17 protein-coding genes are annotated in these 20,304 nt (G+C 56.0%); 8 read left to right on the plus strand and 9 right to left on the minus strand.

Going from position 1 to position 20,304, the window contains the following annotated elements:
- The first annotated feature begins 18 nt into the window (after positions 1-18).
- From ppc to ACUN8H_RS17205, 5 genes are all read left to right on the plus strand, one after another.
- A complete protein-coding gene (gene ppc, locus ACUN8H_RS17185) occupies positions 19-2,667 on the plus strand; it encodes a phosphoenolpyruvate carboxylase (RefSeq protein ID WP_445533264.1) in 2,649 nt (882 codons plus the stop codon).
- A gap of 53 nt (positions 2,668-2,720) precedes the next feature.
- Positions 2,721-3,266: a DUF924 family protein gene (locus ACUN8H_RS17190; RefSeq protein WP_445533265.1), complete on the plus strand. Its 546-nt coding sequence runs from the start codon at positions 2,721-2,723 to the stop codon at positions 3,264-3,266.
- A 35-nt stretch (positions 3,267-3,301) separates the two neighbouring features.
- Positions 3,302-4,393, plus strand: coding sequence for a 23S rRNA pseudouridine(2604) synthase RluF (gene rluF / locus ACUN8H_RS17195; RefSeq protein ID WP_445533266.1), 1,092 nt, complete (start codon positions 3,302-3,304; stop codon positions 4,391-4,393).
- Between the two features lie 75 nt (positions 4,394-4,468).
- On the plus strand, positions 4,469-4,732 hold the full coding sequence (locus ACUN8H_RS17200) for a DUF1294 domain-containing protein (protein ID WP_445533267.1): 264 nt from the start codon (positions 4,469-4,471) through the stop codon (positions 4,730-4,732).
- 4 nt (positions 4,733-4,736) lie between these two features.
- The gene (locus tag ACUN8H_RS17205; RefSeq protein WP_445533268.1) at positions 4,737-6,629 is read left to right on the plus strand and encodes a monovalent cation:proton antiporter-2 (CPA2) family protein; all 1,893 of its coding nucleotides are present in this window, start codon (positions 4,737-4,739) and stop codon (positions 6,627-6,629) included.
- Here the strand turns inward: ACUN8H_RS17205 and ACUN8H_RS17210 are convergent.
- The 9 genes from ACUN8H_RS17210 to ACUN8H_RS17250 form a co-directional block, all read right to left on the minus strand.
- Positions 6,626-7,189, minus strand: a complete 564-nt coding sequence (locus ACUN8H_RS17210; protein WP_445533269.1) for a hypothetical protein — start codon at positions 7,187-7,189, stop codon at positions 6,626-6,628. The genes ACUN8H_RS17205 and ACUN8H_RS17210 overlap by 4 nt on opposite strands.
- A 90-nt stretch (positions 7,190-7,279) precedes the next feature.
- Entirely contained in the window at positions 7,280-8,113 is an 834-nt protein-coding gene (locus ACUN8H_RS17215; protein WP_445533270.1) for a class I SAM-dependent methyltransferase, read from the minus strand.
- 6 nt (positions 8,114-8,119) lie between these two features.
- The gene (locus ACUN8H_RS17220) at positions 8,120-9,823 is read right to left on the minus strand and encodes an AMP-binding protein (RefSeq protein ID WP_445533271.1); all 1,704 of its coding nucleotides are present in this window, start codon (positions 9,821-9,823) and stop codon (positions 8,120-8,122) included.
- A 57-nt stretch (positions 9,824-9,880) separates the two neighbouring features.
- Complete coding sequence (locus ACUN8H_RS17225) at positions 9,881-10,786, minus strand: hydroxymethylglutaryl-CoA lyase (protein WP_445533272.1); 906 nt, start codon at positions 10,784-10,786, stop codon at positions 9,881-9,883.
- 10 nt (positions 10,787-10,796) lie between these two features.
- On the minus strand, positions 10,797-12,851 hold the full coding sequence (locus tag ACUN8H_RS17230) for an acetyl/propionyl/methylcrotonyl-CoA carboxylase subunit alpha (protein WP_445533273.1): 2,055 nt from the start codon (positions 12,849-12,851) through the stop codon (positions 10,797-10,799).
- Positions 12,848-13,672: an enoyl-CoA hydratase/isomerase family protein gene (locus ACUN8H_RS17235; RefSeq protein ID WP_445533274.1), complete on the minus strand. Its 825-nt coding sequence runs from the start codon at positions 13,670-13,672 to the stop codon at positions 12,848-12,850. Before ACUN8H_RS17235 ends, ACUN8H_RS17230 begins: the two co-directional genes overlap by 4 nt.
- A gap of 13 nt (positions 13,673-13,685) precedes the next feature.
- Positions 13,686-15,293, minus strand: a complete 1,608-nt coding sequence (locus tag ACUN8H_RS17240; RefSeq protein WP_445533275.1) for a carboxyl transferase domain-containing protein — start codon at positions 15,291-15,293, stop codon at positions 13,686-13,688.
- 11 nt (positions 15,294-15,304) lie between these two features.
- The gene (locus ACUN8H_RS17245) at positions 15,305-16,474 is read right to left on the minus strand and encodes an isovaleryl-CoA dehydrogenase (RefSeq protein ID WP_445533276.1); all 1,170 of its coding nucleotides are present in this window, start codon (positions 16,472-16,474) and stop codon (positions 15,305-15,307) included.
- Between the two features lie 56 nt (positions 16,475-16,530).
- A complete protein-coding gene (locus ACUN8H_RS17250) occupies positions 16,531-16,998 on the minus strand; it encodes a MerR family transcriptional regulator (RefSeq protein WP_445533277.1) in 468 nt (155 codons plus the stop codon).
- 337 nt (positions 16,999-17,335) lie between these two features.
- On the opposite strand from ACUN8H_RS17250, the gene ACUN8H_RS17255 reads away from it, so the two are divergent.
- From ACUN8H_RS17255 to ACUN8H_RS17265, 3 genes are all read left to right on the plus strand, one after another.
- Positions 17,336-18,127, plus strand: a complete 792-nt coding sequence (locus ACUN8H_RS17255; protein WP_295708969.1) for an ABC transporter ATP-binding protein — start codon at positions 17,336-17,338, stop codon at positions 18,125-18,127.
- Positions 18,124-18,867, plus strand: a complete 744-nt coding sequence (locus ACUN8H_RS17260; RefSeq protein WP_445533278.1) for an ABC transporter ATP-binding protein — start codon at positions 18,124-18,126, stop codon at positions 18,865-18,867. Before ACUN8H_RS17255 ends, ACUN8H_RS17260 begins: the two co-directional genes overlap by 4 nt.
- Before the next feature lie 160 nt (positions 18,868-19,027).
- Positions 19,028-20,251: an ABC transporter substrate-binding protein gene (locus tag ACUN8H_RS17265; protein WP_445533279.1), complete on the plus strand. Its 1,224-nt coding sequence runs from the start codon at positions 19,028-19,030 to the stop codon at positions 20,249-20,251.
- Positions 20,252-20,304 lie beyond the last annotated feature (53 nt).

Here is a 20,304-nt window from a genome sequence, read left to right on the forward strand (position 1 = left end):
TGCAAGGAGGCCATGCCAATGAGTCACGACCTACACGAATCTCTGCGCGACAACGTGCGTATTCTGGGCGACAGCCTTGGGCGAACCATTGCCGACGATTTGGGCCAGGCATTTGTCGATAAGATTGAAACTATTCGCGCCCACGCCAAGCGTGGGCGCCAGGGTGATTCACTGCAGCAGCGCGAATTAATCGAGTACCTACGCCAGTTGCCCGAACGCGATCTGCTGCCGGTCACCCGGGCGTTTAACCAATTCTTAAACCTTGCCAACATTGCTGAGCAACACTACCGAGCACGCTTTCGCCGCGTCGAGGATTACAAGCCAGGCTCGCAGCCAGTGCTGGGCGAACTCCTTGAGCGCGCCCAGCAGGCAGGCAACTCACCGCGTAAATTGGTCGAAACCCTGGCCAATATGCGCGTTGAATTGGTGCTCACCGCCCACCCCACGGAAGTTATTCGCCGTACGCTGATTCAAAAATATGACGCCATTGATGAGTGCCTGACCGCCATTGAGAGCTCGGAAGATTACCCCGAGCGCGGTACGCGCGCCCAAGGGCGTTTGGAAGAGCTAATTAGCCAAGCGTGGCACACCGACGAAATCCGTCACGAACGCCCTACGCCGGTCGACGAAGCCAAGTGGGGCTTTGCCGTCATTGAGAACTCGCTCTGGCAAGCGGTGCCGGATTTCCACCGGGATTTGGATAATCTACTGCTGGATACCGCTGGTGAGCGTTTGCCCCTGGATGCCGCGCCGATTCGCTATGCTTCCTGGATGGGCGGTGATCGCGACGGTAACCCCAACGTGACCGCTCGGGTCACTCGCGAAGTACTGCTGCTGGGCCGCTGGATGGCCGCCGATCTTTACCTGCGTGACCTTGAACAGCTGAAAACCGAGCTCTCCATGTGGAAAGCCAATAGCGCGCTCAAAGCCGAAGCGGGCGATGTTACCGAGCCTTACCGCGAAGTACTGAAGCGTCTCTTGGCTAGAATGGAATCGACCCGGGATTGGGCCAAGGCTGAGCTTGAAGGGCGCAATTTCGATGGCGGGCCGATTATCGAAACCCGTGACCAGCTCTATTCACCGCTGCTCGCCTGCTACCGCTCGCTGTGCGATGTAGGTCTCGATACCATCGCCAACGGCGCACTGCTGGATACGTTGCGCCGGGTAGCGGTATTTGGCGTCACTCTTACCAAACTTGACCTTCGTCAAGAAGCCAGCCGCCACGCCCAGGTGATCGAAGAACTGACCAGTGCCCTCGGTCTTGGTCACTACCGCGAGTGGGATGAAGCGCAGCGCCAAGAATTCTTGCTTGCCGAGCTTGCCTCACGGCGGCCACTCATTCCGCGCCGCTGGGAGTGTTCGGCCGAATCACGGGAAGTGCTGGATACCTTCAAAGTGATCGCTCAGGAGCAGAGTGAAGCGCTGGGCACGTACATTATTTCCATGGCCGCAGAGCCATCGGACGTACTCACCGTGGCGCTACTGATGAAAGAGGTGGGGGGACAAGTAACGCTGCCTATTGCGCCGCTGTTCGAAACCCTCAATGACCTGGATCATGCCAGCGATGTAATCGATCAACTGCTGTTGATACCGGGCTACCGCTCGCTGATCGGGGATCGCCAAGAGGTGATGATCGGCTACTCCGACTCGGCCAAAGACGCAGGCCAATTAGCCGCCGCTTGGGCGCAGTACCGGGCCCAGGAGTCGCTGGTCAATGTGTGTCATCGTCACGGTGTTGATTTGACTCTGTTTCATGGCCGTGGTGGCACCGTTGGCCGTGGTGGCGGCCCGGCACACGCGGCGATTCTCTCTCAGCCCCCTGGCTCCGTGAATGGCAGCCTGCGGGTGACCGAGCAGGGCGAGATGATCCGCTTTAAGTTTGGTCAGCCGGATATTGCCCTACGCTCCATGGAAATCTACGCCTGTGCGGTGCTGGAAGCTACTTTATTGCCACCGCGTGCGCCTGAGCCGCACTGGCGTGAAGAGATGGACCAGCTCGCTAAAGTGGCCCACAGCGCCTATGTCGGCGTGGTACGGGAAGACCCCGATTTTGTCCCTTACTTCCGCGCGGTAACACCCGAGGGTGCATTGGGAAGATTGCCGTTGGGTTCGCGCCCTACCAAGCGACGCCAGGATGGCGGGGTCGAGACGCTGCGCGCTATCCCGTGGATCTTTGCCTGGACACAAATTCGCTTAATGCTGCCCGCTTGGTTGGGTAGCGGTGAGGCTTTCTCGACTCGATTAGAGCAGCCCGGTGGGCGAGAAGTGCTCCAGGAAATGCGTAACGACTGGCCGTTCTTTGGCACTTACCTGGACATGTTGGAGATGCTGCTGGCCAAAGCCGACGTGGCCATTGCCGCCTACTACGAGCATCGCCTTGTGGATGAGCCATCGCTAAAAGCGTTGGGTAAAAAACTGCGAGAACGTTTTGGGCGCTTGGAAGAGGCTGTGCTGGATATTTTGCAGCAGGAGAAGCTGTTGGAGAACACGCCGTTGATTCGCCAAGCGATTGACGTACGTAACCCGTACATTGATCCTTTGCATGGCCTTCAGGCGGAACTCCTGCAGCGTAATCGCGACGCTGATGGTGCGATTAGCGCTGATCTTTCTCGCGCACTTATGGTCACCATGGCAGGGATCGCCACTGGCTTACGTAACACGGGCTAAATTTTTAAATTCACCGCGCGCTAGCGCAACTTCCACTGAACAGGGTGGCAACAATGTCCTCAGATGCTCAAGCGGTACTCGACTTTTGGTTTGAGGCGTTGACGCCTGCGCAGTGGTTTAAAAAAGACCTCGAGATGGATCGTACGATCTCGGGGCGGTTTGGTGAGCTGCATGCCAGGGCGTCGCAGTGCGAGTGTTTCGCTTGGCGGCAAACGCCACAGGGGCGGCTCGCGGAGATTATTGTACTGGATCAGTTCTCCCGCAATATCTACCGCGACGATGCTCGGGCCTTTGCCACCGATGCCTTGGCCTTGGCGCTGGCCCAGGAGGCGGTGGCTGCCCAGGCGGATGCTGAGCTAACCAGCCCGCAGCGGGTATTTCTATACATGCCTTATATGCATAGCGAATCAGCCGCCATTCATACGCTGGCGATGAAGTTGTTTGACCAGCCGGGGTTAGAGAATAATCTCGATTTTGAAGTGCGTCACAAGGCGATTATCGATCGCTTCGGGCGTTACCCGCACCGCAATACGCTACTGGGGCGGGCCTCTACCGACGAGGAGCTGGCTTTCTTAAAACAGCCTGGCTCCTCTTTTTAACTGTTTGTTCACTTCTTTTAGCCACATGGCGTTATATGTCGTTACGAAAATCTACCCGTATCAATAAATACATTAGTGAAAGTGGCATGTGCTCTCGCCGTGAAGCTGACCGCTTTGTGGAGCAGGGCAACGTGTGGATTAACGGCCGCCGTGCCACTACCGGCGATCAAGTCGTCGCGGGAGATTTAGTCAAGGTCAACGGACAGGAGATAGAGCCTCAGGAAGAGGAGGATCTCGTCCTTATTGCGCTGAACAAACCGGTGGGGATTGTCAGCACCACCGAATCCAGCGAAAAGGACAATATCGTTGAATTCGTCAAGCACGGTACGCGCATCTTTCCCATTGGTCGGCTCGACAAAGACTCCCAAGGGCTAATCTTCTTAACCAACAACGGCGATCTGGTTAATAAAATCCTGCGCGCCAATAATAACCATGAAAAAGAGTATCAGGTAACGGTGAATAAGCCGATTACCGATGAGTTTATCGATGGCATGCAGAGCGGCGTGCCGATTCTTGGCAAGGTCACCAAACGTTGCAAGGTGCAAAAAGAGTCCACCTTTGTGTTCACGATTACCTTGGTGCAGGGGCTCAACCGGCAAATTCGGCGCATGTGTGAATACTTCGGCTACGAGGTCACCCAGTTAATTCGTACGCGCATTATGAATGTGCCTCTCAGAGGCTTGGCCTTGGGCGACTGGCGCGATCTCACCCCTAAAGAGATCGATACCATCATTGCCCTGACTGAGCAATCAGAAGCCGTGCCGGAGAAGAAAGGCAAACCATCCAGACCTAATTACAACGGGCGCTCTAACCCTGGTAAAGTCAACTCATCAGCCTCCAATAGGCGCCAAAAGTCTGCCAAAGCGGGCGCCAAAACCACTGGGGAGACGCCGCCCACCAAGGGTAAAAAAGCCGCCAGTGGAAAAGTCACTAGTGGAAAAACACCCAGTGAAAAATTTAGCTCTGGCCCGAAAGGCAGCGCACCAGGCAAGCCTGGCGTTAAAGGTAAGCCAGGTGCTAAACGTCAGAGTGCAATGGGTAAAGCCGGGCCTAAACCCGCTGGCAAGGGGCGCGTAGGGCGCGGTAAGCCTGCCCCCAGTGGCAAGCCTTCGTCGCGGCGAAAATAGCGATTTACCTAGCATTTTTCTTTAGACCTATTAGCGCCTTACCCTCTCTGTGAGTATTTCCTATTGATCCTACTAGTGGCTTTGTACGCGGTAGCCAGCGTTCTCGCTTATATTACTTATGTCATTGATAAAAAGGCGGCAATCCATCAACGTCGTCGAGTAAGCGAGAAAACATTACACCTGCTCGGGTTACTCGGGGGCTGGCCCGGCGCGCTGCTGGCTCAGCAGCGGCTACGGCATAAAACCCGAAAAACTGCTTTTCAGGCTGTTTTCTGGCTGACGGTCGGCGTGAATGTGGCGTGCTTATTTAGCGTAACTCTCTACCCTTACGAGGGATGAAATAATGACAGCCTATTTCGTTCAGGCATTTATCTACCTGCTGGCCGCGGTGATTGCAGTCCCGTTAGCCAAACGTTTTGGACTTGGCTCGGTGCTTGGTTATTTGGTCGCAGGGGTAGTGATTGGCCCGATTTTGGGCTTGGTGGGTCAAGAGACCACCACCATTCAACACTTTGCCGAGTTTGGCGTGGTGATGATGCTGTTTTTGGTGGGCATGGAGCTCGACCCGAAAGGGCTCTGGGCAATGCGTGTCCGGCTGCTGGGGCTGGGTGGGCTGCAAGTGGTCTTAACCACTGCCGCCGGCACCGCCATTGCCCTATGGCTTGGGTTAGTCATGCAGACCGCCCTGGCGGTAGGGCTGATTTTTGCGCTCTCTTCCACGGCCATTGTGCTGCAAACGCTGAATGAAAAGGGGCTTGCCAAAACCGAAGGCGGCCGCAGCGCTTTCTCGGTACTGCTGTTTCAGGATATTGCCGTTATTCCGATGTTGGCACTTATTCCGTTATTGGCACTGCCCGAGTTAATGGGCGAAGTCAGCGATGATAGCCATGCCAGCTTAAGCCTGGTTGCTCACCTGCCGGGCTGGGCACACGCGTTGGTCGTCGTAGCGGCTATCGCCGCCGTCATCGCAGCGGGCTACTACTTAGTGCCGTTATTGTTTCGCTACGTGATTGGATCTGGCCTACGTGAAGTTTTCACCGCTACCGCGTTAATGTTGGTCATTGGGATCGCCGCGCTAATGAGCTTGGTTAATTTGTCACCTGCTCTGGGCGCGTTCCTGGCAGGTGTCGTACTGGCTAACAGCGAATTCAAACATGAGTTGGAAGCCAATATCGAACCCTTCAAAGGGCTGCTGTTGGGATTGTTCTTTATTACCGTCGGGGCTGGTATCAACTTCTCGGTGCTGGCAGCGGAGTGGGGGACGGTGCTGTCGTTAGGGGTCGCCGTGATCGTGGTGAAAGGTTTGATCCTGCTTGGCTTGGCCTTATTATTTAAAGTGCATGGCAGCAACGGTTGGCTATTTACTCTAGGCCTTGCCCAAGCGGGCGAGTTCGGCTTTGTGCTGCTGACCTATAGTGTCCAAAATAGCGTGATACCCACCGATATTTCCGAGGTGCTCTCGCTGGTGGTGGCACTATCCATGTTCTTGACGCCGCTGCTATTCATTGCCTACGACCGGCTGGTGTTACCGCGCTACCGTAGCGCCAAAAATGATGATCGTGAGGCGGATGCAATAGAAGAACAGGCGCCGGTCATCGTCGCCGGTGTCGGCCGGTTTGGGCAAATTATATGCCGCCTGCTGCGGGCCAATAATATTCCCATCGTCGCCTTGGATCACGAGATCGAGCAGATCGAAAATCTGCGCAAAATAAATATCAAAAGTTATTTTGGCGACGCCAGTCGTTCCGACTTACTCGAAACCGCTGGCATTGAACATGCCCGGTTAATCGTGATTGCTTTAGACGACCGTGACCGTGCCGTGCAAATGGTCAAACATATAAAGCATTACTACCCCCATGTGTGGGTGTTGGCGCGTGCCTTTGACCGTGGCCATGGCTATCAGCTGCGTGAAGCGGGCGCCGATGATACAGTCAGCGAAACCTACCATTCAGCACTTGAATTGGGTGGTAACGCACTGACTGCCATGGGGGTTCATCCCATGCGTGCCAAGCAGATGACCTGGTCGTTTGTGCAGAATGAAGATGCCCACGAAGACGAGTTGTTCGAAGCCTGGAAAGAGATAGAGGGTGGTATTAGCTTTAGTCCGCGCTATGGCGAACTGTTTATGAAACTCGAAGAGTCGCTGAACAGTGCTATGAAACAGGATTGGCACGAACCGCAGCGTGAGGATGTCCCTATCTGGACGCCCCCCGATACGCATCGCGATAACCTTTAAAAGGGGAGATGTAGCGAAGCACTTAACATATTGAGGTGGCTTAGGGTGGGGGTGTTAATACGCTCATACTCTAAGCGGCTGACCAGCCGATTGATCGTCATCGTCGCGCCGAAGCCCTGCAGGAGAGCGGTGCCACTTTCGTCAACACCCTCTACGTCGCTTTCTCCACGCCACTCAGTAATGCCAGATTTCGCATAAACACTAAAAGCGCCCATGCGAACACCGGCAACAATGGCACCCCCAAGACTTAATGTATCCCTAATCAGCGGGTTGATACTGGAAGCGCTGGATATTTCCTCGCTTTCTCGGTAAGCGATTTCTGCGCCAATATCTAACTGAGGCAGCCGCCAGGGGCTGTATCCTGCGGTTAGCCGGAACCCGCTGGTGTAGGTGTCCAAGCTACTAAGGTCGCTGCCTTCCAGAATAACGCCATTGTCGAGCTGCATAAGCTCGCTGTCGGGGGCAGTGTAAGCCATGACCGGCGGGTTTTCGTCAGCATAGGTGCTAAACCAGGGGACAGAGCAGCAGAGCAGGGTGCTTGCCAAGCGTTTCATTGGCATTTCTCGTACACCTATTGTTTTATACCCACAGACTGTCATTTTATACCCACAGAGTGTCGTGTAGATACGGGTAGAGAGAAAAAGCTATTCCTATCCAGAGTAGCAACTGGCCTGGATTTCCACCACTTTAATTGCCCCCTTGGCGAGGTTATCGACTAAATTTTTGCCCATGTTGATAAAACGCTCACCAAATACCCATTGCGGTGAGAGAACGGCTTGGCGTGGTGTCTGCTCTTTTTCGCGCTGGCGCTGGCGCCACGTCAGCGCTAGTTCGCTCCAATCCTCGATATGTTCCACCACAAAGCCGCTTGTGTTGAGCAAATCGCTTAACGTCTTAAGTTTGAGCAGGTGCGAGTGTTCCGCGCCCACTGCCCAAGGCACTGGGTAGCTGAGTTGTGCCACGTTGGGGCCGCTAACTACTTCGTGCATGACCACCTGCCCGCCAGGGCGCAGCACGCGCAAGCTCTCCGCGAGCACCTTGGCGGTATCTGGCATATTGAGCAGGCTATGCTGAAACATAACGGCATCGAAGCTGTTAGCGGCAAACGGCAGGGCGCTTGCATCGCCAGTTACCCAAGCAAGCGGCGCGGTGCCCGGCTGCATCGCCCGTGTACTCAGCGCTTTGTTGAGGGCACTGAAACCGTGAGTAATATCCAGCCCGGTCATTTGAAAGCCGAGCACTGCGCCCTGGCGCATCAATCCTCCCAACCCCGCACCGATATCCAGCACCTTGCCGTGAGTAGCCGGGTTGAGTCGTTCAAGCAGCCGTGTGGAAGCTGCTACGCCGCCGATATGGAGTTGATCCAGCGGCGCCAGTTGGTGCAGGGTCGGGCCGCTGGGGTAGTGGGCGTCAATCTGCGCCAACACATCATCAGCGCGTAGTCCGCGCTGATAATGGTCTGCCAAAGAGTGGGAGGTAGGCATGGCCAGTTACGGCTCTTGATCCAGGCCTAGCTCCTGAATCGAAATCTCGCGCATTTTGAATTTCTGAATCTTGCCGGTCACCGTCATCGGGAATTCGTCAACGAACTTAAAGTAGCGCGGAATTTTGAAGTGGGTGATTTTGCCTTTGCAGTACTCGCGTAGCTCCTCAGCGGTGACGTCACCCGCCGAGCTGTTGAGTTTTACCCAGGCAATCAGCTCTTCACCATACTTTTTATCAGGCACGCCAGTTACCTGTACCTCTGAAATGGCCGGGTGGGCGTACAAAAACTCTTCGATCTCCTTGGGATAAACGTTTTCACCGCCGCGAATGACCATATCCTTAATGCGCCCCACGATCTGGATGTAGCCCTCTTCATCCATGGTGGCCAAGTCGCCGGTGTGCATCCAGCCCGCCTCGTCAATCGCCTCGGCGGTGGCTTTGTCGTTGTTCCAGTACTTCAGCATTACGCTATAACCGCGGGTACACAGCTCGCCGATTTCGCCCCGAGGCAGAATGCCGCCGTTGCCAGGGTCGACAATTTTGTTCTCTAAGTGAGGCTGGGTGCGGCCCACAGTGGAAACGCGTTTCTCAATGCTGTCGTTGGCACCAGTTTGAGTGGAGACCGGGCTGGTTTCGGTCATGCCGTAGGCGATCTGCACGCCCTTCATATTCATCTTGTTGATCACCTGCTTCATGATTTCCGCAGGGCAGATCGAGCCCGCCATAATCCCGGTGCGCAGTGTGGAGAAGTCAGTGCTAGCAAAACCCTCGTGTTCAAGCTCGGCGATAAACATGGTGGGCACGCCGTAGAGCGCGGTGGCTTTCTGCTCGTGAACCGCTTTAAGCACTTTACCGGGATCGAAGCCCTCATCCGGGTAAATCATGGTAGCGCCATGGGTCATACAGCCCAGGTTGCCCATCACCATGCCAAAGCAGTGATAGAGCGGTACCGGAATCACCAGGCGGTCTTCACTGGTAAAGCCCATGCTTTCCGCCACGAAAAAGCCGTTATTGAGAATATTGTGGTGAGAGAGCGTTGCCCCTTTGGGGAAGCCGGTGGTGCCCGAGGTGTACTGAATGTTGATCGCATCATCGAACTGGAGCGTTGCCTGCAGGTCGTCCACATCGGTTTGGCTGATCTTGTTGGCCTCGCTCATCAGGTCAGACCAGCGCCACATGCCGCTCAGCTTTTCGCTGCTTAAATTAATAATGCACTCAAGGTCGGGCAGCTTTTGCGACTTCAGCTCGCCTTCGTTACTGGCTTTTAATTCGGGGGCCAGCTCATAGAGCATGGCGCTGTAGTCAGAGCTCTTGAAGTTGTTAGCGGTGACCAAGAAGCGCGCGCCGGATTGGTTTAGCGCGTACTCCAATTCGTGGGTGCGGTAAGAGGGGTTAATGTTGACCAGAATGGCACCGATTTTGGCAGTGGCGAACTGAGTCAATGTCCATTCGCTGCAGTTGGGTGCCCAGATGGCCACCCGGTCGCCTTTTTGAACGCCGATAGCGAGCAGGGCGCGGGCGCAGCGATTGACCTCTTCCTGAAGCTGGCGATAGCTCCAATGAATGTTCTGGTGCAGCACAATCAGCGCGTCGTTATCGGCATATTGCGTGGCGATCTGGTCAAATTTGTCGCCAATCGTCATGCCCAACAACGGTTTGTCGGCCATGCTGCTGGTATAGCTAGGTGGGGTAAGAGCAGGTGATGCCATGGGTATTTCTCCGATGTCTTTTTCTTATCTAAACGGGAAGGCAGGCGGCATTTATTATTATTTGCTAGCGCCTAATGCTAGAGCGACTTTGGCACTGGGCTTGCGGCCTAGTGCATGGGTAATCCAATATCCGGTATCGATCACCGCCTGTAGGTCGATGCCTGTCTTGATCCCCAGCCCCTCAAGCAGGTAGAGCACATCTTCAGTCGCCACATTGCCGGAAGCGCCCTTGGCATAAGGACAGCCACCGAGACCGGCGGTGGCGGCATCAATGATACTAACGCCTTCTTCCATTACCGCGTAAAGGTTCGCCAGCGCCATGCCGTAGGTGTCGTGAAAGTGGGCGGCCAGAAACTCAATGGGCACTTGTTGGCGTGTCGCCTCAATCATGCGTTTAGCGGCCATCGGCGTGCCGACGCCTATTGTGTCACCTAACGACACCTCGTAGCAGCCCATCTCATAAAGTGCTTTGGCCACTTCAGCCACTTTTGCCGGGGCGATCTCGCCTTCGTAAGGGCAGCCCAATACACACGAAACGTAGCCACGCACCCGAACGCCAGCCTCTCGGGCGCGCTCTAACACAGGCTCAAACCGTGTCAGCGACTCGGCAATGGAGCAATTGATGTTCTTTTGCGAGAAGGCTTCTGATGCCGCACCAAACACCGCGACTTCTTCAACACCCACTGTCAGGGCGTTTTCCAGCCCCTTCAGGTTAGGCGTCAGCGCGGAATACACCACGCCGGGCTGGCGCTGAATGCCGCCCATGACCTCAACGGCGTCGCCCATTTGCGGCACCCATTTAGGAGAGACGAAGCTGGCCGCTTCAATATGGGTGATCCCCGCGTTGGCAAGCCGCTCGATTAGGGCGATCTTGGTCGCGGTGGGTACCATCGCCCCCGGCTCGTTTTGCAGGCCGTCCCGAGGGGCCATTTCAAATAACTTGACGGACGTAGGCAGTGCCATGCATGAACTCCTATTCGCTAGGGACAAAGTCGAGAAGGATAGCACCCTGGCTGACCGTCTCGCCCGCCTGGAAGTGGAAGGTTTCCACGCTACCGTCAGCCGGAGCGGTCATGGTGTGCTCCATTTTCATCGCTTCCATCACCATCAGCGGCATGCCTTTTTCAACCGCCTTACCAGGTTCTACCAAGAGAGCTACCACCGTGCCATTCATGGGAGCAGTGAGGGTAGACTCCGCTTCGTGGTGGCCGTGATCAATGGCATCGATGCGCCGCCAGAACAGGCGGGTCTCGCCGCTCGGGTCGGCCATTACGACCACATGGCCATCCTGGCGTGCCTGCAAGCGGCGACGATGGCCATTCAAGGTAACGGCGACCGCGTCACCAGTGAGCGGCTGCAGGCTCGCGGTTAGCGTTTCATCGCCGATGGTGAGGTTCCACAGTGATTCGCCCGCGTTGCGTTTACCTTCGACGATCACTACTGCACCATCGCTGTCAGCGGCTTGAACGTTTGCCGGGTCACACAGCGCAATACGAATGGTATGGGGCGCGTTTAGGCGGAAGCCATCGTGACGATCCCAGGGTGAATCGCTTTCACACTCCTGGGCCAAGTGGTGCAGGCCAATCAGTGCCGCACTGGCGTAGGCGTCTATGCTGTAAGTGCGAGGCGCAAACAGCGTGGCTTCGTTTCGCTCGATAAAGCGTGTGTCCAGTTCGACGTTCTTAAAACCAGGGTGGGTTGCCAAGCGCATTAAGAAGGCACGGTTAGTCACTACGCCTTGTACGTCCAGTGCCGCCAAGGCGCGGTTGAGCGTGGCCAGCGCTGCTTCACGATCAGGACCATGCACGATTAGTTTGGCAAGCATGGGGTCGTAGTGCATCGACACCGTATCGCCATTCTCTACACCACTGTCTAAACGCACCTGATCAGCGCTTAAACCAGCCCCGACCAAGTCCAGCGCGAAGCGGTTCAGCAGGCCGGTGGCGGGCAGAAAATCCTGTTCCGGGTCTTCGGCGTAAATGCGTGCTTCAAAGCTATGGCCGGTAATCGTCAGTTCATCCTGGGTGCAAGGCAACGGTTCGCCCATGGCCACGCGTAGCTGCCACTCGACCAGATCCTGGCCAGTGATCATCTCGGTGACCGGGTGCTCTACTTGGAGGCGGGTATTCATCTCCATAAAGTAGAACGAACCATCAATATCTAAAAGGAACTCGACGGTGCCTGCGCCCACGTAGCCGATCTCCTGGGCGGCGCGCACGGCGGCATCGCCCATGGCGCTGCGCAGCTCGGCGGTCATGCCGGGCGCGGGGGCTTCTTCGATCACTTTTTGATGGCGGCGCTGAACGCTGCAATCACGCTCGAACAGGTAAACGCCGTTGCCGTGGCGGTCGCAGAATACCTGTACTTCCACATGGCGTGGCTGCACCAGATACTTCTCGATCAGCATCCGGTCATCGCCAAAAGCGGCTTTAGACTCGCGGCGGCAGCCGTCTAGCGCGGCCTGAAAGCCCTCACTTGATTCGACGACACGCATGCCTTTGCCACCGCCACCGGCGCTGGCTTTGAGCATTACTGGGTAGCCAATGTTGTCGGCTTCGCTGCGCAGCAGGGTGTCGTCTTGATCATCACCATGATAGCCCGGCACCAGCGGTACGCCCGCATTGGCCATGCGTGCCTTGGCGGCGGATTTATCACCCATGGCAGCAATCGCCGAGGCAGGCGGGCCGACAAAGGTAATGCCCGCTTCCTCAAGAGCCTTAACGAAGCTGCCGTTTTCGGAAAGAAAGCCGTAGCCGGGGTGAATGGCGCCGGTACCGGTGCGTTTTGCAGCGTCAATAACGGCATCGATATTGAGATAGCTTTCACGGGCGGCGGCAGGCCCCAGGCGAACGGCCTCGTCGGCTTCACGTACATGACGTGCGCTGGCATCGGCATCGGAGTAAACCGCGACGGTTTTCAGGCCCATGAGGCGGGCAGTGCGCATCACGCGGCAGGCGATTTCGCCGCGATTGGCGACCAGCAGGGTGTCAAAAGGTGTCGTGCGAGCGGCTTTTTCGTGTTTGTTCATGAGCGGCGCTCCGAAGCGTTAGATGTATTATTGGTTTCGACCCAATCCGGGCGGCGCTTCTCAAAGAAACTGGATAAACCCTCTTGGCCCTCTGGGCTTACCCGCAGGTTGGCGATGACCTGGCAGGTATGCTCGCGGGTGGCGTCACTGTCAGGCGCTTGAGCAACTGTGGCCATTAATGCTTTGGTGGCACGCTGGGCTTGGGGCGAGCCGGCTAATAGGGTTGCCAGCATGGTGTCCACTTCGTCGTCTAGCTTATCGTGCTCCACCACCAGATGGACTAAACCCAGTGCAAGCGCTATTTCGGCGTCCATGACTTCGGCGGTTAATGCATAACGGCGCATCTGTCGCTCGCCCAAGGCTCGCTGCACATAGGGGCTGATGACGGCGGGCGATAGGCCAATTTTGACTTCCGAAAGGCAGAATTTGGCTTTACCCGAGGCGATTACTATGTCGCAGCAGGCAGCCAAGCCCACCGCGCCGCCAAAGGCAGCGCCTTGAACACGGCAGACGGTAGGGCAGGGCAGTGTATCCAGGCCGTGCATTAGCGCAGCGAGCTTGCGGGAATCGGCGACGTTATCTTCCAGGTCGTACTCGACCATGCGCTTCATCCAGTTCAGATCGGCACCTGCCGAGAAGCTTTTGCCTTCTGAGCCCAGCACTACCGCACGCACATCGCCTGTTTCAGCCAACGTATGCAGCTGCTCAAGGTGCGCATTTAACTCAGCGATCAGGCTATCGTCAAAAGCGTTATGCACCTCGGGGCGGTTTAAGGTCAGGCGCGCCACACCCTCTTCTATATTCAGCGTTGAGTAAGCCATGGTGATTGACCCCTTACATCCGGAACACGCCGAAGCGCGTCTCTTCAATTTCTGCGTTCATAGCGGCAGCTAAAGAAAGCCCCAGCACATCGCGGGTTTGCAGGGGATCAATCACGCCGTCATCCCACAAGCGGGCGCTGGCGTAGTAGGGGTGGCCTTGGTGCTCATACTGCTCGCGGGTAGGCTGCTTGAAGGCTTCTTCTTCCTCTTTGCTCCACTCGCGGCCTTCGCGCTCGTGCTGCTCGCGCTTAACCTGAGCCAGCACGCCCGCTGCCTGTTCGCCGCCCATAACGGAAATACGCGCGTTGGGCCACATGAATAGTAGGTTGGGGTCGTAGGCGCGGCCACACATACCATAGTTACCGGCGCCGAAGCTGCCGCCAATCAGCACGGTGTACTTGGGTACCTTGGCACAGGCCACAGCGGTCACCAGCTTGGCGCCGTGCTTGGCGATGCCTTCGTGCTCGTACTTGGAGCCAACCATAAAGCCGGTGATATTTTGCAGGAAAATCAGCGGAATCTTGCGCTGGGCGCAGAGCTCGATAAAGTGCGCGCCTTTCACGGCACTTTCGGAAAACAGCACGCCGTTGTTGGCCACGATACCTACCGGGTAACCGTGGATATGGGCAAAGCCAGTAACCAGTGTTTCGCCGTAGTAGCGCTTGAACTCGTCAAAGTCGGAGTCATCGACGATGCGGCCAATCACTTCGCGCACGTCATAAGGCTTTTTCAAGTCGGTGCCCACGATGCCGTAAAGCTCGGCAGGGTCGAGCTTGGGTGGCTTTGGCGCCTGCATGGCGAGCTTGCCGCGCTTTTGCCAGTTCAGCCGCGATACACAGGCGCGGGCGAGCTGCAGCGCGTGGGCGTCGTTCTCCGCGTAATGATCTGCCACGCCGCTGACTTTGGCGTGAACATCCGCACCGCCCAGATCTTCGGCGCTAATACTTTCGCCGGTGGCGGCTTTTACCAAGGGCGGGCCACCCAGGAAAATCGTGCCCTGCTCTTTAACGATGATCGACTCATCGGCCATGGCAGGCACATAAGCGCCACCGGCGGTGCAGGAGCCCATCACCACGGCAATTTGCGGGATGCCTTCCGCCGACATGGTCGCCTGATTGTAGAAGATGCGCCCGAAGTGCTCGCGATCAGGGAAGACTTCATCTTGCCTGGGCAGGAAGGCGCCACCGGAATCGACCAAGTAAATGCACGGCAGGCGATGCTTGCGGGCGATTTCCTGGGCGCGAATATGTTTTTTAACCGTCAGCGGAAAGTAAGTGCCGCCTTTTACCGTGGCGTCGTTAGCAACGATCACGCACTCGACGCCGGACACCCGACCAATGCCGGTGACCACGCCCGCGGCGGGAATCTCGCTATCGTAAATGTTGTGCGCCGCCAGGGCGGAAAACTCTAAAAACGGTGAACCTTCATCGATTAGATGATCAATACGGTCGCGGACAAACAGTTTGCCCCGGCTTTCGTGGCGCTCGCGGGCTTTAGCACCGCCACCCTCGGCAACAGCGGCGGTCAGTTCACGCAGTTTGTGAACTTCACCGAGCATTGACGCTTCATTGGCTTGAAACACATCGCTGCGCGGATTGATCTGGCTATTCACAGTGCTCATGGCGCGGCCTTTTATTTGGTTTCAGTAAACAGTTCGCGGCCAATTAGCATTCGGCGAATCTCGCTGGTGCCCGCACCAATTTCATACAGTTTAGCGTCGCGCAGCAGCCGTCCAGTGGGGTATTCGTTGATATAGCCGTTGCCGCCGAGCAGTTGGATTGAATCCAGCGCTACCTGAGTGGCTTTTTCAGCACAGTAGAGAATTACCCCAGCGGCGTCTTTACGGGATGTTTGGCCGCGGTCACAGGCACCTGCGACGGCGTATAAATAGGCGCGGCAGGCATTCAGGGTGGTGTACATATCCGCCACCTTGCCCTGCACCAGCTGGAACTCACCAATCGACTGGTTGAACTGCTTGCGCTCATGGATATAGGGCATCACCACGTCCATGGCGGCCTGCATGATGCCAATCGGGCCTGCGGCCAGAACGGTGCGCTCGTAGTCCAACCCACTCATCAGTACGCGCACGCCTTTGCCTTCCCCACCAAGAATGTTTTCAGCGGGCACTTTGCAGTCCTGAAAGACTAGCTCGCAGGTGTTGGAGCCACGCATACCTAACTTGTCGAGTTTCTGGGCGGTGGAGAAACCGGGCATACCCTTTTCGATAATGAAGGCGGTAATGCCTTTGGAGCCGGCTTCTGGGTCGGTCTTGGCGTACACCACCAAAACATCTGCATCCGGCCCGTTGGTGATCCACATTTTGTTACCGTTAAGGATGTAGTGGTCACCATCCTGCTTGGCGCGTAGCTGCATCGAGACCACATCAGAGCCTGCGCCAGGCTCGGACATAGCGAGCGCGCCCACATGGTCACCGCTAATTAGCTTGGGCAAATACTTGGCTTTCTGCTCCTCGGAGGCGTTGATCTTGATCTGATTCACGCAAAGGTTGGAGTGGGCGCCGTAAGAGAGCGCAACCGATGCGCTGGCCCGCGAGATCTCCTCCATGGCGATACAGTGGGCGAGGTAGCCCATGCCGCTACCGCCATCTTCTTCGGAGACGGTGATGCCCAACAGGCCCATGTCGCCAAACTTCTTCCACAAATCGTTGGGGAATTCGTTGTTGCGGTCGATTTCGGCAGCGCGGGGAGCAATCTCGCTGGCCGCAAAGGCGTTGACCTGCTCGCGCAGCATGTTCAGTTCGTCGTCGAGGCCGAAGTTGAGTTCTGAGTAGTGTGAAAACATGGTCAATCACCTGTTATCTATTGGTTGGCCGAGCTGGCGGTTTTAGTCGGGCCGAATCAGTGCATGGTGGCGGAAGAAGAGGTAGACGCTTTGTCGGACAAACCCGTGCGCTCGTCTTCGTTTTGTTTTTCCTGGGGCTCTTTTTCTATTAGCTCTTCAAGTGCTTGGCGGCAGCGAATTTCGGCGCTTTCAAGCTCTAGTTGCACCATCGTGATGTCTTTCATTTGTTGGTCGAGTGCCGCCCGGCGCTCGGCTATTTTGCTAAGCATTAAGTGCAGCTGCTTTTTACTGCCGCTGCGGGTTTCGTCCCATAGCTCGAATAGTTCGCGAATCTCGGCCAACGAGAAGCCTAAGCGCTTACCGCGGATGGTGAGCTTTAGTCTTACTCTGTCTTTGCTGCTGTAAACCCGGGTTTGGCCACGGCGTGTTGGGTGAAGCAATTCCTGGTCTTCGTAAAAACGGATGCTGCGGGTGGTCAAGTCAAACTCGCTGGCCAGTTCACTAATCGAGTAGGTTTTGCTCATGGTGACGTTCTCTTAAAAAGACGTTGTTCCTATCAGGTTGTCACCTATGGAACACTGACAATGAGGCTAAAACAAGTTTACGTTAACGTAAAGCGATTGTTGTAGGCAGTTGAAAAGCGTTGAAATGTCGTAAGTTATTGATATGGCTGTTTTGAAGGTGCTTGTTAATTCAGAGAAATTCCCTCAATAGACCAAAGTTGTAATTGTATTGCCATAGTGAGAGTTGCTAGTTTGCACATACACCTTACGTTCAGGTAAGGCAGTAGCAAGCAGTTTCACTACTAGCCAATTACCTGTAATAGAGTCAGCACTACAACAATAAGAGGCTTGCCACTCTATGAGTGCAAACGATGTCCTTCAGGGACCTGTCCTCGAAACCCGAGGGCTAACCAAAGAGTTCCGTGGGTTTACCGCTGTGGACGACGTCAATCTCCAGGTACAGGAAGGGCATATCCACGCGTTGATTGGCCCCAACGGCGCGGGCAAGACCACTGTCTTTAATCTGTTGACCAAATTTTTGCCGCCTACCCGTGGCGATATTTTGTACCGTGGCCATTCCATTACCAGTAAAAAATCCAATGAAATTGCCCAGCTAGGCTTGGTACGTTCCTTTCAGATATCAGCGGTGTTTGCGCACATGACGGCGCTTGAGAATGTACGGGTGGCGCTGCAGCGCAAGCTGGGCACGTCGTTTCATTTCTGGAAATCCGAGAAATCCCTGGATCACCTCAATGAACGCGCCCTCGAGCTTCTAGAAGAGGTGGGGCTGCGCGAGTACGCCGATACCCTGACGGTAGAGATGCCCTACGGTCGTAAACGGGCGCTGGAACTCGCCACCACGCTAGCGCTCGACCCCACCATGATGCTGCTCGATGAACCGACCCAGGGCATGGGCGCTGAAGACGTTGATCGCATCGTGGCGCTGATAAAACGCGTCTCCCAAGGCCGGACAGTGCTGATGGTCGAACATAACTTGAGCGTTGTTAGCCGACTGTGTGACCGCATCACGGTGTTGGCGCGGGGCGCCGTATTGGCTGAAGGCGATTACGACAGCGTGTCGCGCAACCCGCTGGTGCGTGAAGCCTATATGGGCAGTGATGCCGCTGAGGAAGAGGGGGCCACGGTATGATGACCGCCGAAGCACAAGCACCGATCGAAAACACGCAAAACCAGGAAATGTTGCGAGTTCAGGATCTGCACGCCTTTTATGGCGAATCGCATATTCTGCACGGCGTCAATTTTGATGTGAAACGCGGTGAGCTGGTGACGCTGTTGGGCCGCAACGGCGCCGGGCGCAGCACCACGCTGAAATCGATCATGAACATGGTGGGGCGACGCACCGGCTCCATCGTGATCAATGGTAATGAAACGTTGACCATGAAGCCGCATCACATTCCGCGTCTGGGGGTGGGCTACTGCCCGGAAGAGCGGGGTATCTTCGCTAGTTTGGATGTTCACGAAAACCTTTTATTACCACCCACGGTACGTTCAGGCGGCATGAGTCTCGATGAAATCTACGCCATGTTCCCCAATCTCTATGAGCGGCGCAGAAGTCAGGGCACGCGGCTTTCCGGCGGTGAGCAGCAGATGCTGGCCATGGCGCGCATTTTACGTACCGGGGCAAGAATGCTGCTGTTAGATGAAATTACCGAAGGGCTTGCTCCGGTCATCGTGCAGAAATTGGCCGAGGTACTGGTTCAGCTTAAGGAACGCGGCATGACCATCGTGCTCGTGGAGCAGAATTTTCGCTTTGCGGCGCCGCTGGCAGATCGCCACTTCGTGATGGATCACGGTCAGATTGTCGAAGAAATCAGCGCCGCGCAGCTGCCATCGCGACGGGAACATCTCAATTCGATGCTAGGGGTATAACGCACTGATGATTAAACGCTCTTTACGCCAAGGGCACGCCGCTCACCAATAATAATAGTAACTATTAATGAGCCGTTCGCACTTCCAAGACAGCTCAACGACGACTCAAAGCGACACCATCATCTCACAACAAAAAAGGCCTCCGGGCCAGGAGAAGAACATGACCTTCATCAAAAAAACGCTGGCTGCCAGCATCGCCGTGGCGGCAGCTTCAAGCCTTGCTGTGTCTACCGCTCAGGCGGATATGAGCGACGGCGAGGTGCGCATTGGTTACCTGGCCGATATGTCCGGTACCTACCGTGACCTAGCAGGCCCAGGTGGCCTGACCGCCATGGAAATGGCGGTAGCCGATTTTGGTGGCAGCGTTGACGGCGCGCCTATCGTGATTTCCAGTGCCGATGATCGCAATAGCGCCGACGTTGGTGCTAATACCGTGCGTGGTTGGATCGATCAGGATAACGTCGATATGGTAGGCGGCCTGGTCGCTTCCTCGGTCTCGATCGCCGTCACCAAGGTGCTCGAAGAGAATAACGGCCTGGGGATTGTTTCCGGCTCAGCGGCCTCGAGCATTACCAACGAGCACTGCACGCCTAACCACATCCACTGGGTTTACGATACCTATCCGCTGGCTAACGGTACTGCTAAAGCAGTTGTCGAGCAGGGCGGCGACAGCTGGTTCATGCTGACCGCGGATTACGCTTTCGGCCATGCGCTTGAAGGCGATGTCACCAAGGTGGTGGAAGAGAGTGGCGGTGAGATTGTAGGCGGCGTGCGTCACCCGTTCCCAACGAGCGACTTCTCCTCTTATATCCTTCAAGCCCAGGGCTCGGGTGCCAAAATTGTAGGTCTAGCCAACGCGGGCGCGGATACCGTTAACGCGATCACCACGGCCAGCCAGTTTGGTTTAACGCAATCCGGCCAGCAGCTCGCGGGTTTGTTGATCTTCCTGAATGATGTTCACGCCCTTGGCCTGGAAGCCACGCAGAACCTGCTGCTGACGACCGGCTGGTACTGGGATATGGACGAGCAGTCTCGTGAATGGGCACAGCGCTACTTCGATGAAGTGGGCCGTATGCCGACCATGGTACAAGCCGGTATCTACTCCAGCACCATGCACTACCTGAAAGCCGTAGAAGCCGCTGGCACCGACGATCCTGAAACCGTGCGTGCGCAGATGGCTGACATGCCCATCGAGGACTTCTTTGCCCGCAACGGCAGCATTCGTGAAGATGGCCGTATGATTCACGATATGTACCTGGCTCAGGTGAAAACGCCTGAAGAGTCCACAGGTGAGTGGGACCTTTACGAAATTCTCAGCACCATTCCCGCCGCAGAAGCCTACCGCCCGCTTTCTGAGAGCCAGTGCAAACTGGTACAGAACTAATCTCAGGCAGCACTTGCGCTAATAAGTCATCGCAAGCGATGTGTAGAACCGGT

Source organism: Vreelandella sp. V005 (assembly GCF_052645115.1).